This window comes from Pseudomonas sp. m6p, from assembly GCF_055760375.1.
Map to the genome: position 1 here is coordinate 5,642,677 of NZ_CM147084.1, position 21,107 is coordinate 5,663,783.

General features: G+C 59.6%; 14 protein-coding genes. All 14 read right to left on the reverse strand.

Annotated elements, in window-relative coordinates; translation table 11 throughout:
• Window positions 1-96: 96 nt before the first annotated feature.
• On the reverse strand, window positions 97-1,008 hold the full coding sequence (locus ACYZUM_RS25850; RefSeq protein WP_108184217.1) for a tetratricopeptide repeat protein: 912 nt from the start codon (window positions 1,006-1,008) through the stop codon (window positions 97-99).
• Complete coding sequence (locus tag ACYZUM_RS25855) at window positions 998-4,120, reverse strand: EF-hand domain-containing protein (protein ID WP_473061197.1); 3,123 nt, start codon at window positions 4,118-4,120, stop codon at window positions 998-1,000. The genes ACYZUM_RS25850 and ACYZUM_RS25855 overlap by 11 nt, the downstream gene beginning before the upstream one ends.
• Before the next feature lie 15 nt (window positions 4,121-4,135).
• On the reverse strand, window positions 4,136-5,149 hold the full coding sequence (locus ACYZUM_RS25860; protein WP_262949071.1) for an SEL1-like repeat protein: 1,014 nt from the start codon (window positions 5,147-5,149) through the stop codon (window positions 4,136-4,138).
• 10 nt (window positions 5,150-5,159) lie between these two features.
• Window positions 5,160-7,196, reverse strand: coding sequence for a type VI secretion system Vgr family protein (locus ACYZUM_RS25865; RefSeq protein WP_108184218.1), 2,037 nt, complete (start codon window positions 7,194-7,196; stop codon window positions 5,160-5,162).
• 28 nt (window positions 7,197-7,224) lie between these two features.
• Complete coding sequence (locus tag ACYZUM_RS25870) at window positions 7,225-8,226, reverse strand: serine/threonine-protein kinase (protein WP_095695842.1); 1,002 nt, start codon at window positions 8,224-8,226, stop codon at window positions 7,225-7,227.
• The gene (locus ACYZUM_RS25875) at window positions 8,223-8,951 is read right to left on the reverse strand and encodes a PP2C family protein-serine/threonine phosphatase (RefSeq protein WP_027610389.1); all 729 of its coding nucleotides are present in this window, start codon (window positions 8,949-8,951) and stop codon (window positions 8,223-8,225) included. The genes ACYZUM_RS25870 and ACYZUM_RS25875 overlap by 4 nt, the downstream gene beginning before the upstream one ends.
• The gene (tssM, locus tag ACYZUM_RS25880) at window positions 8,951-12,490 is read right to left on the reverse strand and encodes a type VI secretion system membrane subunit TssM (protein ID WP_108184219.1); all 3,540 of its coding nucleotides are present in this window, start codon (window positions 12,488-12,490) and stop codon (window positions 8,951-8,953) included. The genes ACYZUM_RS25875 and tssM overlap by 1 nt, the downstream gene beginning before the upstream one ends.
• Window positions 12,491-12,503: 13 nt before the next feature.
• A complete protein-coding gene (gene icmH, locus ACYZUM_RS25885; RefSeq protein WP_047297298.1) occupies window positions 12,504-13,379 on the reverse strand; it encodes a type IVB secretion system protein IcmH/DotU in 876 nt (291 codons plus the stop codon).
• Between the two features lie 5 nt (window positions 13,380-13,384).
• Window positions 13,385-14,716 carry a type VI secretion system baseplate subunit TssK gene (tssK, locus tag ACYZUM_RS25890; protein WP_007962327.1) on the reverse strand — a complete coding sequence of 444 codons (1,332 nt, stop codon included), beginning with the start codon at window positions 14,714-14,716 and terminating at the stop codon, window positions 13,385-13,387.
• Window positions 14,717-14,718: 2 nt separating this feature from the next.
• Entirely contained in the window at window positions 14,719-15,219 is a 501-nt protein-coding gene (gene tssJ / locus ACYZUM_RS25895) for a type VI secretion system lipoprotein TssJ (RefSeq protein ID WP_007962325.1), read from the reverse strand.
• A 5-nt stretch (window positions 15,220-15,224) separates the two neighbouring features.
• Window positions 15,225-16,418, reverse strand: a complete 1,194-nt coding sequence (gene tagH, locus ACYZUM_RS25900; RefSeq protein ID WP_473061198.1) for a type VI secretion system-associated FHA domain protein TagH — start codon at window positions 16,416-16,418, stop codon at window positions 15,225-15,227.
• A gap of 18 nt (window positions 16,419-16,436) precedes the next feature.
• The gene (locus ACYZUM_RS25905; protein WP_003229566.1) at window positions 16,437-16,577 is read right to left on the reverse strand and encodes a hypothetical protein; all 141 of its coding nucleotides are present in this window, start codon (window positions 16,575-16,577) and stop codon (window positions 16,437-16,439) included.
• Between the two features lie 333 nt (window positions 16,578-16,910).
• Window positions 16,911-18,431 carry a sigma-54 interaction domain-containing protein gene (locus tag ACYZUM_RS25910; protein ID WP_108184221.1) on the reverse strand — a complete coding sequence of 507 codons (1,521 nt, stop codon included), beginning with the start codon at window positions 18,429-18,431 and terminating at the stop codon, window positions 16,911-16,913.
• Between the two features lie 10 nt (window positions 18,432-18,441).
• Window positions 18,442-21,099 carry a type VI secretion system ATPase TssH gene (tssH, locus tag ACYZUM_RS25915; RefSeq protein ID WP_108184222.1) on the reverse strand — a complete coding sequence of 886 codons (2,658 nt, stop codon included), beginning with the start codon at window positions 21,097-21,099 and terminating at the stop codon, window positions 18,442-18,444.
• Window positions 21,100-21,107: the final 8 nt, after the last annotated feature.

The window sequence follows — 21,107 nt, forward strand, 5'->3', positions numbered from 1 at the left end:
AAGCCCCGTAGCAAACGTCCCATCAAACAATAAAGTTTCCAAGGCCTAGTCATGACCCGCGAGCCTTAACAGAAGGAGAGTAGTCTGCAACTTCTTCTATTGCTGCGTTGTAGCACGCTGCCTAACCCGATCAGGAACCTTGGCTTGCTTGCCATTCTCGCTCATGAGATCGGTGTATACCTTATAGTTCTTTCCTGCGGATGTTTTATCACCCGCCTCCCAATAAGCATCTGCGAGATTAAGATAGGCAACTGTCCGCTTCGGATTTTCTGAAATAACTTTTTTCAAGAGCCAAATTGCGTCGGTATTGAAGCCTGCTTGCTGCCAAAAAAATGCTACGTCATTGAAAACTTGTTGGCTGGCAGAAGAGTAACCATACTCACCAATGTAGCGTTCAATAAAATCACGTTTCGGAAAGCTAGAAAATCTTGCTTTATCCTTATAAAGGCGCGACGTGGCGTTTTTGAACTCGACCAAAAGTTCTTCTTTTATATTTTTCTCAACACCAGAGACCATTTCTATCTTACTCAGACATTCAGCGCTTTCACATTTCTGCGCTTCATCATGTTCAAGCACTGAATAGCAATATGGTTGTGGTTGCCCCGCAGAGCCAGGACCTTTCTGTAGATACACCAGACTTTCACCACTTGCATTAATTGGTTGGCAATAAGGAACCACACCGAAAGCGTCAGGTACTCCGGATTTATTCTTGATAATATCCACGCCACTTACGATCTTGCTCGCATCAAGTGTTTGCACTTTTCCGTCAGCACTCAAAATCCAGAAGGTGTTTTCCTGAGAGCTACAGTCACATTCACAGCTCAATATATAACTCTGGCTCCTGATATCAAACTTTGCCTTTGGAACGCCATCAGAACCACAGAAGTTCTCAGAAATAGCCACTGAGCAAATATTGGTATCAGGATCGCATGCCAGCTTTTTCCCTTCGCTCCACGCTGGAGACGAAAAAAAAATCAAAATAATAAACCAGCGAAATTTAAAGCTCACAGATGTCACCCTCTACGATTATTCCGTAATTGCCATTTTCTCGCGTGGCAGTATTACCACTCATTGTAGCGGTATACTTTTGCCCCTGAATGATTCCCATCCGGCGACTGAAGGCATCGGCCCTATACGCCTCTGAGGCTTTTTCCGCTCGTTTTTTACAAACAAAAATCAGTAGCTCTTTTTGGGTAGTAATATTAGCACTAGGGAACTCGGTTCTAATAAGCTGCTCCGCCTTCGCGAGATGATTTTGCTGAACACACAAGTCGTATAGCGCACAGTAAGTACGCAGTTGAATTTTCACCATCAGATTCGGTGCCAATTCGCGCATCAACTTGATACAAGACATCACATTCTCATTATATTTCGCCGCATGATTCAGCTGAATCTTTTGAAACGCTTCGACCTCGCCAAGCTTCTTGAAAGCCGATTTCCATCCTGCATTGTTGCTGGCGATTACTCCCGTCGCCCAACTCATTTGGGCGGCGGTATTCGCAGAGTTCAACGAATTCATCAGTGTCTGGAAATTCATGTTGGCACCAAAACATCCGTCAAACGTGGCTTGATCTGCTCCACGCATCTCCAGCAGAACCGGCCCTAACGTGCCCTGCCCGAAGTTCCACTGAATAACACCGAAAGACATACCTTGACCATCGAAATTACCGGCCAGTGCCTCATAATCCAACTTGCTCTTTCCTTCGTATCCGGAGGAAACCAATAGTGCGATTTCTTTGGCCTTGCTGAGTGGGATACAAACGGCCGACAGCGCATTCGCTACAAAGGCAATCGAATGGAAATGCCATATCAAGTCGGTACTGATAGCAGCCTTTTCTTTCAGTTCATCCCAAAACACATAGCTGCTGATCCTTTCTTTCTCATGCTTCAGTGTCTTCGGGGCGTGCTCAAGCTCAGTATCAAGCCGGCTCCATTTTGGAGCATCTGCTTTCGCTTTCCACTCCGTCGGATGATGTGCAACCAGCTTGGACCATTGCGACCGCGTATCAGGGTTTTTCAACGCCTCGGCCAACTCGGCCGGATCGACGTCCCCGCTCTGGTCTTTATCGACCTTCGTGAACAGATCCTGAAAGAACGCAGGCATGTCCTTTGGATCGAGAAACCCGTCCGCTGTCGCATTGGTTTCTTCGACGATCTGAAACCCCAGCTTTTCCCAATCATGCTGAGTGATAATTTGTGCGCCCACTTTCTTGACTAGGCCATTGACGGCCTGAGCATTGTCAGTAACGATCACATCGTAGTAATCGTCGGTACCCACTTTGATGACCGGCGTCTTGTTCAAATCAACTGCATGTTCCGTTTTCAGCACCGTACTATCCGTCGCAGGTGCTTTTTTCTTCAGCTCACCTCCAGCCGGCAAATACAGATATTGCTTGCCGATCTTCAGCCCAGCCGTATTCTTGAGGAAGTCTTTTACGTCTGCTTCAGCAGTGAATATCTCGACGTGCACTTGATACTTACTCGCTACACCGCCATCTTCACCGGTCAGGTTTTCAGTCAGTCCCAGGTAGCCAATCGGATCTCCAGCCTTGATTCCAATGCTTGCGGACTCCACAGAGTCAAAGCTGCTCGGGATTACATCCCAAGCAACAAAGTCGTTTTCCACAATTGCCCAGAAGCTGGGAGGAAGGCTTCCTTCCCCAGCCAAGCTACCGCTGCTCGTACATTTCGCCATTCGACGAATTGTCCCTGCAACATTGAGGTTCAGTACCTCTTTGCTTTCAAATTCCACCGAACTTTGAGGGTTAAGTTGCAGCGAGCCAATCTTATCACCGGCATTTTGCCCATTTTGGGCAGAGATAGGACCCTGATAAAGATCCAATCTTGTCAACGCGGTTCCTTTCACCTTACCTTGCCAATATTTTGGCTTTAAACGCTCCGGGATCGGGTCTGCCAGCCATATACGTGCGGGTTTGGAGTTTTTGTAGGGTACTCCGTCTTTCAAGTATGCGAACCAGACCTCCTTTCCAGCCTCGCGAACTTTGTGACCGTTCTTTTTAACGCTACCTGAAAGAATTTTCCCTTTCGCATAGGTAACGTTGCCTAGGGCCTTTTGATCCAGTATTTCAAGTTTGGTCCCCGCAACGAGCTTGCCAACGTTCTGAACGCTACTGGATTCAGGGAAATCGTCGTAAGCGTTGAAGTCACTTACCTTCATGGTCACTTGAGGCTTCGGAGTTTCTTCCTCAGTCAGCGGATAACGCTTGAAGGGCAGAAGGTGCATGTACAAGCTGTAGAAGTTCAGCTTGTTTTGTTTGCCTTTATTCGGTCCTTCTTCTGGGTTTGGCGCAGATTTGTACTCATGTCGCACCAAACAAAACGAGTTGGAATACTGCAGTTTTTTCTCATTTTCGCCGAACGTAGATTCTAGATAGTCTTCGTTAAGCCGATAGGCCACAACCTCGCCGTCAGCCATGCAGCGGATCGGTTCGTTCAAGATGCATTGAGGGGCACTGGCATTGCTAATGTGAATACCACCATGCCAGAACTTATTACTGCCCAAGAGATAGTGGCCCGATGTTTCTTTTTCTAGTGCTTTATATATTTCGTCGGCGCTCTCGAATTGCTTCCCGTCCGCCTTTCTGAACGGGTATTGAAAACTCATGAGCGGTGATCCTGCCGGAGCCGGGGTCGCTGCAGGCGCCGGAGCAGGAGCAGGCGTCGGTTGCGCACCGGTCCTGTACTCCGCCTTCGGCCGGAGGTACTTGTTCGGCATCGGCCAGTAGCCGCTACCCGCACCGTACTTTGCGGACTTTGGCCCGGTCGAACTCTGTGAGCCGAAGAAATTCCCCTTGACCCGGTTAGCGTCCATGTCCTCAATCACGCCGGTATGGTGCATTCCTGTCCATAGCGCGATATCACCCGGCTGAACGCTGTCGAGGGCAATGAACTCGAAATGCGTGGTGTCTGTCGCAAGTTGACTTGTAGTGCGGTAAGGGATGTCATACCCCGCATCACGGAGCATTAGATTTAGTAAGTGGGAACAATCAATTTCCTTCCGACCATTACCGTCTTCGTCCGCAGATCCGCCTTTACCATAACCGTATTCATATCCGCTATAAGGGTATTTCGCGCGCTGTTCAAGTAGACCTGTACTCATCAATAGCATCCTGCTTTAAAGGCAATGAATTGAATTATTTGCGGTAATGCCTTGGGTGCTTAGTCGTTCGACGCCTCTAGCACCTGCCTCATTGCCTTTCTTGTCGGCCTCCTGATAACACGCCATCGCCCGAGCCAAATCACTAGGGATGATTGCGCCGGCTTCATAGGCGCCGCCTAGTTGAATCAATGCACTCGGGGAACCGAGCCGGGCAGAGCTTACAAGAGCCCCCAATGACTTTTCTGGATTTACACAGGCTCGCTTCTCTTCGTAATTGCCTTCATCGCAATAGAAGTCAGCAAGGGCAATCCCTGCTTCAGGTACGCTCTTGGCAGCTGACTCCAGTAGTTGAAGGATCTTTACGTTTTCCAACCGTGGAGCTTGACCTGAAAGGCTGATCCCCGCCGCTGCAAAGGCGGCCTCTGCGGAGCCTTGGTCTGCCCCATGTAAATAACTATTCAGAGCAGAAATGTACAATTGACTGGAAGAAGAGGAGTCGGTATCGATACCCAGCTGGTTATACATCGCCCCTCTTTTTAGTGCGCGTTCACCCGGTGAAGCCTTTAAATTCGGGTATTGAGCATCAAGTACAGCCTCAAGCGACCAGTCTTCAGCACGGGTCAATACCCAACAGTCGTTATGTTTGAAAGTGAAGATCTTGAGCACTTCACCGTTTGAATCGCGAACAATCACGTTGCTCGGCAGCTGGACTTGCATGCTCAGCCCAGATTTCGCGATGTTGTCAGGAGCAAGCATCACCAACGATTGAAGGTCCAACAACCTCGACTTTCGCTCCACCACTCGCGGCTTTGACTCGGTGGAGACTACCTTTTGCTCGATCACGGGCGAGGCGATAAACGCTTGCTGCACCTCAGGCTTGGACGAGAACTCTTTTACGAAATCTGCGAAGTTGTCGCTCGGGCATTGCACGGTGCTAGATTGCGCCGCAAAGGCGTCTGAACAAAACCCAAACGCCAAAAGCACCAGACATTGCAGCTTGAATTGACGCACTCGATTGTTCTTTGTCATCACGAACTCATCACTCAGAAAACACAAAAAAAGCCTTCGGCTTAACCTTCTCAGGCGGCGCATTCAACAACGCCTGATCCATCAAACTCCCCGCCTTATCCTTATCCGCCGCCCCCGGCAGCACCGGCGGTTTGATCCCGATGCCAGTGCCCGCTCCCGGCGAGCCCCCTGCGTTGATCTTCACCACCGGCCCAACCACCGTCACCCCACCGCCATCGAGCTTGATAAAGCTCCCACCCCCAAGCATGGTCAGCTCCGTCCCCGCCTCAATAACAATCTTGTCACCAGCCTTGAGGTGAATCTCTTTCCCCACGCTGGTCAGTTGTGCCGTGCCCAGTTTCACATGCTGGTTCTGCCCAACCGTCAGATGATCATCCAGCTTCGCTTCAACCTTGCGATCGGAAATCGTGGTGCGATGTTCTTCGGCCTTCAGCTCGGTGTAGGTGTTCTTCACCACAGTGTCGTGGCGTTCATTCCCGACGCGGATTTTCTGGTCGTGTTCGACGTTTTCATCCCAGTCGCGCTGGGCGTGGATGAAGATTTGTTCGGCGCCTTTTTTGTCTTCGATGCGCAGTTCGTTGTAGCCGCCGCCCCCCGGGGAGCTAAGGGTCTTGAACACGCTGCGGGTTTTGTTCGCCGGCAGGGCGTACGGCACCGGGTTTTCCTTGTGGTACAGGCAGCCGGTGACGAGGGGTTGGTCGGGGTCGCCTTCGAGGAAGGTGACGAGGACTTCCATGCCGATGCGCGGGATGCTGATGGCGCCGTAGCGGTCGCCGGCCCAGGAGCTGGAGACGCGCAGCCAGCAGCTGGTTTTGTCGTCGGCCAGGCCTTCGCGGTCCCAGTGGAACTGGACTTTGATGCGGCCGTATTGGTCGCAGTGGATTTCTTCGCCTTTGGGGCCGGTGACCATGGCGGTCTGGCTGCCGAGCACCCGCGGTTTCGGGTGTTCGAGGGCCGGGCGGTAGAACACGTCCCACGGGGTGGCGAGGAAGGTGTTGCGGTAGCCCTGGTGGAAATCGTCCTTGTTGTCGGTGGTGTCGCTGGTCACGCCTTCTTCGAGGACTTGCGGCTGTTTGCCTTCGTGGAAGATTTCGGTGAGCAGCCACAGGTCGTTCCACTCGCTGCGCGGGTGGTCGGACATGGCCATGAAGTGGCCGCTGACCAGTTTGGTCTGGTCGCCGCGACCTTCGGCCTGGCGGTAGTCGGCGCGGTGGCGTTCGAGGGCGCGCTGGCTGAGGAACTTGCCGCGCGCACGGTCGATGAAGCGGCCCGGGTAGTCGTAGTCTTCGAGATCCGGTTCAGTGCTCTCGCCATCGGGTTTGTACGCTGCTTCCATTTGCAGGCGCGGTTTTTCGAAGTCGTAGTCGCGGCGCGTGGTGCGGCTGGTGCGGGTTTCCAGGCGCAGTTTGAAACCTTTGATCACCGGTTCTTCGGCGACCATGCCGCTGCCCTGCACGTACGCGGTCGGCTGGCCGAGGTCGGGGAACACGGTCTGGTCGTCGCCGAACACCAGCAGGTGAGCCTTTTCGCTGTGCTGGAAGTGGTAGTGAATACCCTCCTCTTCGCACAGACGCTGGACGAAGTGCAGATCGGTTTCGTCGTACTGCACGCAGTAGTCGCGATCCGGGCACGGCTGGCTGAGCTGGAAGCTGTAGGCGTTGCCCTTGATCCCGTGTTCGTCGAGGATCAGCGCGATGATTTTTGGCGCCGACATCTGCTGGTAGATGCGCTGGTTGGTGCGGTGATGCAGGTACTGCAGTTGCGGCACCAGCGAGACCTTGTAGCGGGTCAGGCGCTTGCCGGCATCGCCCTGGGCGACGCGGTAGATCTGGCCGTGAATGCCCGAGCCCTGCGGATCGAATGCGAGAAACGCCTGCTTGTGCAGGAGTTTTTCCAGGTCCAGATCGGGGTTTTCGCTGACCAGTTCGAGGTCGAAACGAAACGGCTGGCTGATGCCTTCGGTGCCGGTGAACGACAGCACTTGCAGGTCGCCCACGTAGTCTTCGACCTTGAGGCTGAAGTGGGTTTCGTTAGCTGGGTTGAACATAAAGCGCTCCCTGTTCGAATGTCGTCCGTTACGCCCGAAGTCGCAACCGTTGCAGCCAGGACGAAGTGGCGCCCAAGGCGTCACGCAATTGGGCAGCAGTGATGGTGCGTTCTGCCGCATTGAAGCTCAGCGCGGTTCGCAGCGCTGGCCAGCCGTGTTTCGGTAAGTTCGCCGGGGCTTGCAGCTCGCGCTCCAGGTGCTCGTCGCGGGCCTGGGTCGAGGGCAAGCGGCGGAACGGGTGTTTGCCGCTCGCCAGTTCATAGATCACGCAGGCCACGCCGTACACGTCCGCGCTGGCCGACAACGGTTGGCCCTCAAGCAGTTCGGGGGCGGCGTAGCCCGGGGTCCAGGCGTTGAAGCGCTCGCGGCTCAGGTGCGGCAGGCCGGGCAACACGCCCTCGTCTGCCTGGCCGAGACCGAAGTCGAACAGGCGCAGGCCGTCTTCACTGAGCATGACGTTGCTCGGTTTCATGTCACCGTGCAGCACGCCACGACGGTGGGCGTAGGCCAGCGTATCGAGCAGCGGCAGCGCGATGTCGCGCGTTTCTTTCCACGGCAGGCCGAGAGGCCGCTCGCAGAGCAGTTTGTCCAGGGTCAGGCCACGCATGTATTCCATGGTGATGAAGGCCCGCTGGCAGTCGGTGTCGACTTCAAAGGTGTGTGCACGCACGACGTTGTCGTGGCGCAGGCGCCGGGTCAGGGCGAACTCGCTGTAGAGCAAGGCACTGGCGTCCGGCGATTCGGCAAATTCTTCGCTGAGGATTTTCAGCGCGATGTAAGGGTCGGGATCGCCGAACTGCTCGTGCAGCAGATCTCGCGCCCGATAGACCGCACCCATGCCACCCGCCCCGAGCAGACGCTCGAGGTGGTAGCGGCCGGCGAGTACGTCCGGCAATGCACCGATGCTGGCCTTGGTCGGCGCCAGCAGCGGCTCGGCGTTGTTTGCCTTGGCGAAGGCGAAGTAGGTCAGGTTGCTGGCCTGCTCTTCGCTCATCAGCAAGTCATCGACTGAGGATTCGATTTCAGTCATTGGCGGATCACCACGGCAGTCAGGTTATCCCGGGCGGCGCCACGCAGGGCGCCGTCGAACAGACGTTCCAGCGCCACATGCGGCGCGCTGAGGCTGAGGGCGTTGCCGAGAGCATCGCTGCTCAGCCCCTGATACAAACCATCGCTGCACAACAAAAACGCATCGCCCGGATAGACCTCGAGTTCGAGGACGTCCAGGGTCAGCTGTTCGGCCGCACCGACGGCTCGGGTCAAGGCCTGAGCCGCCGGGTGCGCTGCCGCCTGTTCGACGCTCATCTGTTGCTCGTCGATCAGTTGCTGCTGCAGCGAATGATCCTTGGACAGCTGATACAGCCGCTGCCCGCGCCACATATAGCAACGGCTGTCGCCGGCCCAGATGCAGGCCGCGCGGTTGCCTTCCACCAGCAGCGCCACAACGGTGCTGCCCATGATGCTGTCGTGGCGTCCGGCGGTGACCGTCAACTCTTGCCCCAAGCGCCGGTTCAGCCAGTGCAGGCACTGGCGGATGGCTTTGAGGCGTTCGTCGAAGTCCTCGTGTTGCGGCAGTTCAGCCAGGCTGGCGACGATCAACTGGCTGGCGATGTCGCCACCCTGATGACCGCCCATGCCGTCCGCGACCACCCACAGCCCCTGCTGTGGCGAGTCGAGGAAGGCATCTTCGTTGCGCGCCCGCACCTTGCCCGGGTCGGTACGCGCCGCGCTGCGCCAGGGACTGGCCACCAGCATCAGAGCTGCACCGGCATACGGAAGGTGCGCAGCACGCCCATGTCGAACGGGTTCGGCGTGCGCTGGCTGGTCAGCAGGTAGTTGGCGCGCAGGCCACCCACGTCGGCTTTCAGCACCAGCACGTCGCGACCGGTGAGGTACTCGGTCTGCATCAGGTCGAACAGACGGAACAGCGACCATGGGCCGGAGTTCTTCTCGATGCCGATCGGACGCCCGGCCATCTTGTCCATCACCAGGCTGGTGCGACCGTCTTCAGCATCGGTCGGCCACTTGAACGTCATTGGCAGGATCGGACCGTGGCGGTACTCCATGGTCTTGTCGCCGAACTTGAACTCGGAACGGCTGACGGCCGGATCGAGGGTGTACGGCTCCAGTTTGAACTGCACGGTCGGCTCGGACGGATTGATCGAGAAGAAGCTCTGACGAATCGTCAGGGCTGCTGCCATCTGGTCGAGATACATCTTCGAGACCGGCAGGCTGTGACCGTCGACGCTGCGCATCCGGTAGTTGCCCGGATCACCGCTGACGAACGGACGCATGTAGCTGTCGAAGAAGCGGTCGACGGTACCTTGAGCCCGGAAGAACTCGCGGAAGTCGCTGATCGCCACGTCGCTGGTGCTGCTCGCGCTGAACGGATAACGCTTGCTGATGGTTTTGCCATACACGCTGTACAGCTCGTTCTGATAACGGCCGTTCAGGTATTGGTAGGCATCGTTGAGCACCAGGCGCCACGAGTCTTCGGCCAGCACGTTGAACCACACGCTCAGTGGACGCGGCAGGCGACCCGAGGCCGCGCGCAGGTTGGTCAGCGCATCACGCTGGCCGCTCATGCGGGTTTTCGCCATTTCGAACGCGGCTTGTTCCGGCGTGCTGGAGCGGGCCAGACCGGACAGTTGCAGTTGCAGGTCGTTGAGCGCGCTGATGGCCGGGGTCAGGTCAGCGGCCGGGCCGTTGTTGTCATCGAGCAAACGGTGCAGCGGCTCGAAGCGCCGTTGCAGCGACTTCTTCGCGGTGTCCGGCAGGCTTTTCGCCACGGCCATCGCCGAAGCCTTGTCCGCCACGGCAGACGCCAGTTTGCCGACCTTGCCCAGTTTGCCCTTCTGCCCGGCCAGTGCATCGGCGGCATCACCGGCTTCGTCCACCGGATCGGCAGCGGCCGGGAAGCGCGTGTTTTCACGTACTTCAGTGAGCAATGCCAGCACCGGCGAGTTGGCCGAGGTCAGGCCCGCCAGTTGTTCGGCGCCTTCACCGGCGTCGCTGATCGGCGGCAAGGCCACCTGGCCAACGGCTTCGCTCCAGTAGTTGGCGTAGTCACGGAAGTACAGTTGCTCCAGCTCGACCATCAGGCGACGCAAGTCCATGTCGCTGATGCCCGCACCTTCGCCCAGCACCCAGTTGTCACGCAGGATGTCGGTGACCAGCGCCGACCCCTGCACCGAGAAATACTGCTGATAACCCTGCTGGGTGTAGAACCCCGGGATCACGTATTCGGTGCCGATGAACAGCGAGCCTTGCGGGCCGAGGTGTTGGCTGAAACGGTATTCCGGCAAGTTGCGCGCCTGCTCGCGGAGCATGCGGTAGACCACGGTGGCCAGCGATTCGGCGCGCAGCACCTGACGTGCCTGAGTGACCAGTTGATCGTTCAGCGGGTAGATGAACGGCTGCTTCAGCAAGCGCTCAAGGTGAGTGTTCAGACCATTCTGCACCGCGGTGTTGCCGGTGTAGCGCTGCGACCAGTCAGTGGCGACCCAGTCCTTGAGCCACGCCGCGTCACGACGGTCTTTCATGTTCAGCATCAGGTACGCACGCAGGCTGTTGAGCAGCTTGTCGCGGTCCTTCATGTTGGCGCGGATCTGCCCTTCGAGCATCGTCGCGACCCGTGGCAGCAATTGCGCTTCGAGCTCATGCTCGTAGGCTTGCCTGACCACCGGATTGACGTCTTCGCCCTGATACAGACCGCCACGCTCGTGGTAGGAGACGTCGCCCTTCTTCGGGAACACCTGAGTCGCAGCGTAGCTGGTGTCGAGGGTTTTCAGCACGCCCATCGCGTCATCACGCGGGGTCAGCGCCGAACGTTGCTGAGTCCAGTTCTGCGCCAGCGTGCGCAGGTTTTCCAGACGCTCATAGTTGGCCGAGAAACCACCGGCCCAGAGCATGCCGAACAGCGCCAATGCCGCCAGTGCGCCAACGTACAACGCACGCTGACCCCAATGGATGCGGCTGCGCTCGCGTTTGTCGAGGCCGGCCAGATCCGACTCGGGGAAAATCACCCGACTGAACAGATGATGGATGAAGCGCGAACGGCCACTGCGCAGGGTCGGCAGCACACCGGCATTCATGCCGAGGTTGGCGCCGATGCCGGCGGTAGTTGCGTCCATTTCCTGCGTCAGGTGCGGAGCACTGGTCAGGTAGAAACCCCGCAGCAGCGACGCGCGCTGATACCGGTTGCCAGTGAACGCCATGTCGACGAACAGGCACAGACGCTCGCCGATCTGCCCCAGTTGATGCGGGAAGTCGAGGATGCGGCCCCGGCGCTGGGTATCGCGCTCGGAGTGCATGCGCATGATCACCTGATTGTTCAGGCGCCGCAGCAGCTCTTCGAACTCGCCGCGCAGGACTGCGACGTCGGTGCCGACCTGATCCTTGCGGAAACTGGTGCCCAGCACCTGATCGCTTTCTTCGCGGGTCAGCTGATCGAAGAACTCGTCGAAACCGAGCAGCTTGTCGGCCTTGCTCAGTACCAGATACACCGGCACATCGACGTGCAGTTTCTGATAGACGTCTTGCAGACGACCGCGCACCTGGCGCGCCAGGGTGTCGATGTCCTGCTCGCTGCCACCGATCAGGGATTCCACCGGAATGGTCACCAGCACACCGTTCAACGGACGCCCGCGACGACGCTTGCGCAGCAGTTCGAGCAAGGTGGTCCAGGCACTGCCGTCGACTTCCGCGTCCGGCTGGGTGGTGTAGCGCCCGGCTGTGTCGATCAGCACACCGTGATCGGCGAAGTACCAGTCGCAATGACGGGTGCCGAGGGTGTCGCGGGTCAGCTTGCGGTCGATCTTGTTGATCGGGAATTCCAGCCCGGAGAAGTCCAGCAGGCTGGTCTTGCCGGAGGCCTGCGGACCGATCAGCAGGTACCACGGCAAGTCGTTGCGCCAGCGTTCGCTGCGGCCGCGATACAGGCTCGAAGTCTTCAGGGTTTTCAGCGCGTCCTTGAAGCGCGCCTTCAACTCTTTCTGCTCTTCTTCGATCAGCTCGTCACGACGGATGCGATCCTGGCCATCTTCGGTTTCTTCGACGGCTTTCTTGCGGATGCCCGCGCGCCAGCTGACGAAGACCATGGTCAGGCCCCAGATCAGGAACAACACGGCGATGGTCAGCAGACGCGAGGTCGCGCTTTCCCAGAACTTGTAGTCATCCACCGCCAACAACGGGCCGACGAACCACACCAGCAGCGCCACGAACAGCACCAGCAGCAGGGTCCAGACCCAGGTCTGGCGCAGGAAGGCGCCGACTTTCTTGAAAAACTTTTTCATCACACGTCCCTGTTTACGGCTGCGACTGCGGTTGCACCGCGGCCGGATCAAGCGGCTGATAAGGTTGCAGAACGGTGTCGCGCTGCTCGCCCAGGACCCAGGCGAAGCCCGAATACATCACCACCAGGCAGACCACCGTGAACAGCACCACCATCCACGCCGGCACGATGCGCACCAGGTTGCGGCGCTGGTCGTTGAGGCCTTCCCAGTGCGGCGACAACTCGCGCGGCACGTCGCCACGCAACTGACGGATCTGCCGGTACAGGGCGTCGCGGATGCCTTCAAGCTCAAGCATGCCACGGGCCTGCACGCGGTACTTGCCCTCGAAACCGAGGGACAGGCACAGGTACATCAGCTCGAGCATCGGCAGATGCTTGACCGGATTCTTCGACAGGCGATCGAGCAGCTGGAAAAACTTCTCGCCACCGAACGTCTCGTTGTGGAAGCTGCTGAGCAGGCTCATCTGCGACCACTCGCTTTCGTTGCCCCACGGCGTGGTCACCACAGCTTCGTCGACCACGGTGCAGAGCACGTAACGCGCGGCCATCACCTGGCTGCTTTCGGCGCCGTTGTGCAACGCACGCACTTCAAACAGCTTGAGCCCGGCGGTCAGGCGCTCGTTGAGCGCGTAGAGGTCTTCGCGGGTTTCGCTGTGCTTGAGGCGCACCACTTCCGAGAGCAGTTCGGACGACGCCGCCACCAGCGAATTCAGGCTGATGTTGAACGCTTCCGCCGGGCGCAGGCGCGCGGCGTAGATCATCCGTTCTTCCAGTTGCTCGAAGCGCGGCGGCGCGGCGAAGTCGGTCAGCGGACTGGCTGCCGGTCCGTGGCCCTGACGATCGAGCAGGACGGTTTTGTCGTCCTGGTTGTAATCCGTTTCCTTGATCATGTCGGTCAGTTCCTGATGGCCCAGAATTTCAGTTCAAGCTCGGCGAATTCGCCGGACACGTGGAACGCGAAGCCGCCGGAGCGCTCGAGTTGCGCCAGGTCTTCGGAACTGAGTTCGAGGATGAAGTAGGTTTTGTTCGAGTGGAACGCGATCTGCCGCGGGGCCACCGGCAACGGTTTGACCTTGATCCCCGGCAGGTGCAGGTTGACCAGTTGGCGGATGCGCTCCACCGGGCCGACCTTGAGGTGCGCCGGCAAGCGGTGGCGCAGTTCTTCGGAGTCGCAGTTGGCACTCGCCGCCAGCACGAACGACGCCGAGCCGAGCAGTTTGTGGTCGTGCAACGGCGACACGATGATCCCGTACTGACGCGCCTGCAGAATCAGTTCGATGGCGTGCTGTTCGAGCACCATCGACAGCACCTGACGAATCGCTTCCATCAGTTTGCGGAAGCTCGCGCCCTGATCGGCGTGGGAATAGCGGCTGTCCAGACGCGGGCGTTTGCTGTCGCTGGAGAAGGTCGCCAGATCGCCGAGCATGGTCAGCAGCGTGCGATACAACTCTTCCGGGTGCACCTGCTCCAGACCGAGGTAGTGGCGCAGCAGCAGTTCGGTACGGTTGATCAGTTGCAGCATCATGAAGTCGCCGACTTCCGCACCGCCGACCTTGCCGTTGGAGCGGATCCGCTCGGCAATCGTGTCGCCCCGGTGGTTGAGCATGCTGATGACTTCTTTGAGGCACGACAGCAGATAACTGGATGCGTGAGCCTGAATGTAGGTCGGCACGAAATCCGGATCGAGGCTGATCACGCCATCAGGCGTGGTATCGAGCACGTCGCAGATCTTCAGCTTCACGTAGGCCTGATCGCTCTGCTGCTCGCCGAGCAACAGTTTGAAATCCGGGCGACCACAGCTGACCTGGCTGGCGGAATCGTCGCCGGCGTTGGAGTCGGCCACTTCGGCGTCGTACGCGGTGTAACGCGCGAGCACGTCGGACTGCTCCGGGCGGCGCGCTTCGATGTGGTTACCGGTGACCAACGGCAGCGCCAGGTAAATCGGCGTGTTGCCGGTGTTCGGCGGCACGTCCAGCGCCAGCGGCTCGGTGTTGCCGCCGAGTTCGAACAGGCTGCCGTCCGGCAGGATCCCCGACGCGGCACTGATCACCAGTTTGCCCATGTTGAGGAACTGCAAGTCGATCTCCAGATTGAGGAAACCCCAGGTGTAACCACCCAGCAACTGGGTGCGGGTTTTCATCTGGTGATCGTAATAGCGATCGTTGTGCTGGAAGTGCTGCGGCCGCAGCAGCATGCCTTCCTGCCAAATGACTTTATGGGTATTCATCTTCAGTCATCCGCCTTGGCGAGCGCTTCATGGGTGTTGCGGATCCCGGCCTGATCCAGGGTCAGATCGGCTTCGGTCAGCTCCAGCGGGGTGACCTGAACGGTGTAGCGCCACTTGGTTTCCGGCAGATCGCGGTACGCAGCGAGAACGCCGACGTAGCGGCTGCCCTCCTCCACGCTGAGTTTCATTTCCACGGTTTCACCCGGGCGCAGTTCGAGTTCTTCGCTGGCCACCAGATCCGGGTTGAGGGATTCCTTGGCGCGCTCGTAGAGGCTGAAGAAATCAGCGTTCTCGAAGGTCACCGGGTGCTTGAGTTCGAACAGACGCACCACGATCGGCGAAGGACGGCCGTTGAGGTCCGGGTTGAGCTGATCACTGCCGGTCAGCTTCAGGTTGATCTTGGTCACTTTCGAGTACGGCGACAGCGACGAGCAACCGGCGAGCAGCACCAGCACGGTGAGCGCAGTCAGCGTCTTGAAAAAAGCGGTCGAGCGGCGAGACATGCGCATCATCCTTGGTGGTCGGTGTGTAGGGTAGAAATCAGGCGGATCTGTTCTTCGTAGGCCTGGGCGAAATCGCGGGCCAGCAGACGCTCGCTCCAGTCATCGTCCTGACGCAGGGCCTGGTGGTAACGGCCGAACGCTCTCCAGCGTCCGCCCGAAGTGGCGATCAACGGCTTGTTGTCGGGCTCGAAACGCAGGGTCAGTTGCTCCGGCGAGAAGTGCTCGAGGGTGCCGCGTACGGCGGCGCGGCTGGCGGTCAGCAAGGCCACCTGATGCGCCTGCAGATCGCGGAACGCGCGGGAAATCGCCTGCTCGGCCGGCAGGTGCCCGGGCTTGTGCGGCTGCAACAGAATCTCCAGCGCTTCACTCGGATCAACCGCGAATTTCAGCGGGTTCTTGTTGGTGCCTTGCACGGTGGTCTGGGCCAGACGCAGTTCGTTTTTCAGCTCCGAACGGGTGCGCAGGCTCTGCTGCAGTCCGCCGATGCTCTGGCGCAACAGACGCGCGGCGTTCAGCGCCAGGGCTTCGCGGGCGTCGTGATCAAGGCCTTTGAGATCCACGCCCAGTGCTGCACCGAAATGCTCCCAGAAGCCTTCACTCTGACGCTCGACGGCTTTCGGGGCCGGAGCTGGCTCGGGTTCAACCGGGGCGACCAGCTCGGGCACCATCAGGCTTTCCATGTCGATGCGCGCGTAGTCGGCACGCTGACGGGAGTCCTCAGGCTTGGCGGTCGGCGCCAACAGTTCGTCGATTTCCGAATAGACGCGCTCTTGCTGTTCGATCGCGTTCAACGGATCGAGGTCGAGGAAGGCGTCGTCCGGAATGATGCTGCCGGCGGCACGCGGCCGGCCGACTTCACCGTCGAAGGTCGCCGGATCACGCACCAGCCGCGCACGAATCTCGAAGTCACCGAGCACGTAGGTGCTGCCGTGCTCGATGCGCACCGGTTCGCCCTTGTGCAGGCGTGCGCCACTGTCGCCGTCCTGAACCCCGTTGCTGCTGGTGTCGGTGAGGAAAAACGTGCCTTCGCGGTAGCTGACAATCGCGTGGTGATTGGACAGGTGACGCTTGCGGTCAGGAATGATCCAGTCGCAGTCCTCGCCCCGCCCGATCACGCCACCGGCCTGTTTGAAGGTCTTCTGGCACAACTCGGTGGGCACGAACTGCTTGGTGTTCAGCATTTCGAAAACCAGTTCCATGTTTGATGCTCCTTGCGGTCACTTGCCGCGATTGACCGCTTGCGGATCACCCAACGGGCGATAGTCGTTGTCGTTGAATTTGTAATTGCCGCTGCAGCCGCCAAGGCCGCATAGAACGACGAGGGTCAGCAGGACAGCGTGCCAGTGACGAACAGACATCAGAGGGTCTCCAGGGGTAGACAAAGCACAAAGCGCCGACCCTTGCGGGCGGCGCTGAAATTAATTCTTTTGGTGGGCTCGAAGGCTCTGCATCGGGGCCTTGAGCCAGACCAGCGAGGCGTACGCACCTCCTGTGGCCAGTGAGCAATCTGTGGCGAGGGGACTTGTCCCCGATGGGCTGCGAAGCAGCCCCAAGACCTGATCACCGGTTCTTGCAGGAGAACCGCGCTTGCTCGATTACGACTGCTGCGCAGCCGATCGGGGATAAATCCCCTCGCCACAGAGAAGCCCTTCAAGACAGGAGTTGTGCAAACGGCAAGAGCCAGGTTCAGATCAACCATCGAAATCACCCAGGTTGATATTCAGGCGCCCGAGGCGGTACAGCAGGGTGCGGCGTGGCAGGCCCAGTTCGCGGGCAGCGAGGGTCTGGTTGCCGTCGTTCTTGCGCAGGCAATCGAGCAACAACGTGCGTTCGACTTTTTCCAGACGTTCGCGCAGATTCAGGCCGCTGTGGTCTTCGGGCATCGGCTCCATGCGCAGGGAGAAATGCTCGGCCAGCAACTCGCCGCCCTCGCACAACAGCACCGCGCGTTCGACCAGTGCCTTGAGTTCGCGCACGTTGCCGGGGAAGGTGTAGCCGGACAGGTGCTCCAGCGCCGCGCTCGACCAGCGCACCGGGTCGCGCTGCAAATACGCGCAGGTCTTCTCGGCGAAATGCTGAGCCAGTTCGAGGATGTCGCCTTCGCGCTGACGCAGCGCCGGCAGCTCGATCGGAAACTGTGCGAGGCGGTAATACAGGTCCTCGCGGAATTTGCCTTCGCTGACCAGCGTCGACAGATCACGGTGCGTCGCGGCGATGATCCGCACGTCGATCTTGTGCGTATCGTTGGAACCCAGCGGACGAATCTCGCCCTCCTGCAACACCCGCAGAATCTTCGCTTGCAGCGACAGCGGCATATCGCCGATTTCGTCGAGCAACAACGTGCCGCCGTTGGCCGCATCGAACAGCCCCGCGCGGTCACGATCAGCGCCGGTGAAGGCGCCTTTGCGATAGCCGAACAGCTCGCTTTCCAGCAGGTTTTCCGGGACAGCCGCGCAGTTCTGCACGATAAACGCCTGAGAGCGACGCGGGCCGCAATCGTGAATCGCCCGGGCGACGACTTCCTTGCCGGTGCCGGTCTCGCCGCGCAGCAGAACGGTGTACGGGCTGTGCAGGACTTTGCTGATCAACGAATGGGTCTGGCGCATTGCTGCGCTTTTGCCGATCAGGCCATAGCCGTTGATGCTCGGCACACTGCGCGCCACCGTGGCCGACTCTGCCGGCGGCTGGCGCAGACGCTGCAGCAAGTGCAACTGACCAAGGACGAACGAGCCGAGCTGGCCGAGTGAGTCGGCAAAGCCTTGCAGGTCCACACGACGACGACTGGCGCACAGCAACAAGCCTTCGACCGCTTTGTGCTGATTGACCAGCGGCACGCACAGCAGCGATTGCCACGGCGTCGCCGCAGCCGGCAGAAAACTGGTCTCGTGCAGGCTGCCGCTCAGGTCGTCAAGGCACACCACGCGGTTCTGGCACAGGGCAAACTGCAGCAGCTGCTCGCCGTTGTAGTCCGCCGGCAGGCTGGTGGCGGCGCGCGGTTGCAGCGCGCCGTCGAGGCATTCGGCATTCATCCCCAGGCAGGTGTGGGTGGCGTCGAGCAGGTACAGCTGGGTCAGTTCGCAACCGCTCAGCTCAGCCAGACCACGCACGAAGTCACCCAGCAGCGCAGCACCGTCCGCCGCGCGCGACAGGCTGGCAAACTGCGCCAGCAAGGCTTCGGCATAGACCAGTGGCTGCGGCACTTGAGTGAACATCACACCCACCTCAGGCGAACTCGCACGTCACGCTGGCGTTACCGTCGAGCGTGGCATGCACACGCTTGAGGCTCTCACCGCTGGCCATTGCATCGAGCAAGCGGTCAGCCACCAGCGGCAGCACGTGCTGATCGAGCAAATGGTCGATCAGGCGCGCGCCGCTTTCGCTTTGCGTGCAGCGCTCGGACAGGTGATCGACGAGGTTCTGGCACCAGCTGAAATCCAGCTGACGACGGTTGAGGCGCTCGCCCAGACGACCGAGTTTGATCTCGATCAGCTCGCGCAATACCGGGCCGCCGACCGGGTAGTACGGCACCACTTTCATCCGCGCCAGCAGCGCCGGTTTGAAGTGCTTGCTCAGCACCGGGCGAATCGTCTCTTCGAGCAGCTCGGCGGTCGGGCGGGCGCCGTCTTCGCAGAGGTCGCTGATCTTGTCGCTACCGAGGTTCGAGGTCATCAGGATCAAGGTGTTGCGGAAGTCGATCTCGCGACCTTCGCCGTCGTTGGCCACACCTTTGTCGAAGATTTGGTAGAACAGGTTGAGCACGTCCGGATCAGCCTTTTCGACTTCATCGAGCAGCACCACCGAGTACGGCTTCTGGCGTACCGCTTCGGTGAGCATGCCACCCTCGCCGTAACCGACGTAGCCCGGCGGCGCACCGATCAGACGCGATACGGTGTGCTTCTCCTGGAATTCGGACATATTGATGGTGGTGATGAAACGGTCGCCGCCGTACAGCAGGTCAGCCAGGGCCAGCGCGGTTTCGGTCTTGCCGACGCCGCTCGGGCCGACCAGCAGGAACACGCCGACCGGTGCATCAGGTTTGTTCAGGCCGGCGGCAGTGGCGCGCATCGACCGATCCAGCGCGTGCACGGCTTGTTCCTGACCACGGATGCGCGTGCGCAGGTCGGTGGCGAAACTCGCGACCTTGGCGTTGTGTTCGCGGGCCAGTTGCGCCAGCGGCACACCGGTCCAGGCGCTGATCACTTCGGCCACCAGACGCGGGCAGACTTCGAAGCTGACCAGACGCTCTTTGACTTGAGCAGCGGTCAGGGCGCTGTGGGTCTGGTGCAGTTCGGCTTCCAGCGCTTCGACGCTCTGGCCTTCCTCGACCTCGGCGGCGATGGTTTCGATCACCGTGCCTTCGGCGTCTTCTTCAACGCTGACGGTCGGCTCGACAGCGGCAGCTTCGCGGGCCTTGGCCAGTTGCTGACGCAGTTCCAGCAGGCGCTCGGCCAGTTGTTTCTGTTCAGTCCACAGCGTTTCGAGCGCGACTTTTTCGTTTTCGGCTTCGTCCAGTCGCGCTTCCAGTGCATCCAGCGCTTCGTGGTCGATCAGCAGACCAGCCTCGGCATCGCGACGCAGAGCCTGACGCTGACGGCCACCTTCGGCCAGTTCGCCACGCAGGCGTTCGAGGCTTTCCGGAGCAGCGGCGAGGCTGATGCGCACGCGAGCACAGGCGGTGTCGAGCACGTCGACGGCTTTGTCCGGCAGCTGGCGACCGGCCAGATAGCGGGCCGACAGCTCGGCAGCGGAGACCACCGCGTCATCCCGCAGGTAGATGCCGTGGCTCTTCTCATAGACCTGCGCCAGACCACGGAGAATGGTCACTGCTTCGCTGACGGTCGGTTCGTGCAACTGCACCGGTTGGAAACGACGGGCCAGCGCCGGATCCTTCTCGAAATATTTCTTGTACTCGGCCCAAGTGGTCGCAGCGATGGTGCGCAGTTCACCGCGAGCCAGCGCCGGTTTCAGCAGGTTGGCCGCGTCGGAGCCGCCGGCATTGCCGCCCGCGCCGATCAGGGTGTGGGCTTCGTCGATGAACAGGATGATCGGTTTCGGCGAGGCTTTGACCTCGTCGATCACGCCTTTGAGGCGACGCTCGAATTCACCTTTGACGCTGGCGCCAGCCTGCAGCAGGCCCATGTCCAGCGACAGCAGCTCGACGCCCTTGAGCACCTGCGGCACTTCACCGGCAGCGATGCGCGAGGCCAGGCCTTCGACGATGGCGGTCTTACCCACGCCGGCCTCACCGACCACGATCGGGTTGTTCTTGCGGCGACGGGCGAGGATGTCGACCATCTGGCGGATCGCGCCATCGCGGCACAGCACCGGGTCGAGTTTGCCGTCGCGGGCCTGTTGGGTCAGGTTGTGGGTGAAGCGCTGCAGCAGCGATTCGCCCTGCGCCGCCGGCTTGCCGTTGGCCGCCGGTTGCTCCTGTTGCGACAGGGCAAATTCCTTCAGGCGATCAATGTTCAACTTGGCGAGCAGCGGCTGGTAACGGCTGCCGGCGTAGCGCATCGGGTTGCGCAGCAGCGCGAGGATCAGTGCGGCATCTTCCACCGAGGTCTGGCCCAGTTCAAGGTTCGCCACCAGCAGCGCGTCTTGCAGCCACTGCACCAGTTCCGGGGCGAACACCGGGTTGCGCGAGGCGCTGTGTTCAACGCGAGATTGCAGTGCGGCGCTCAGTTCACCGGCGTCGACGTCGGCATCCTGCAGCGCGCGAGAGAGCAAGCCGTTGGGACGTTCCAGCAAACCCAGCAGCAGGTCTTCGACGAGGATCTTGCTGCCGCCACGAGCCACGCAACGTTCGGCCGAACGCTCCAGATCACGACGGGTTTCGGCGTCCAGCGCCTGGATGAGTTGTTGCAGGTCTACGTTGATCATGGCTCACG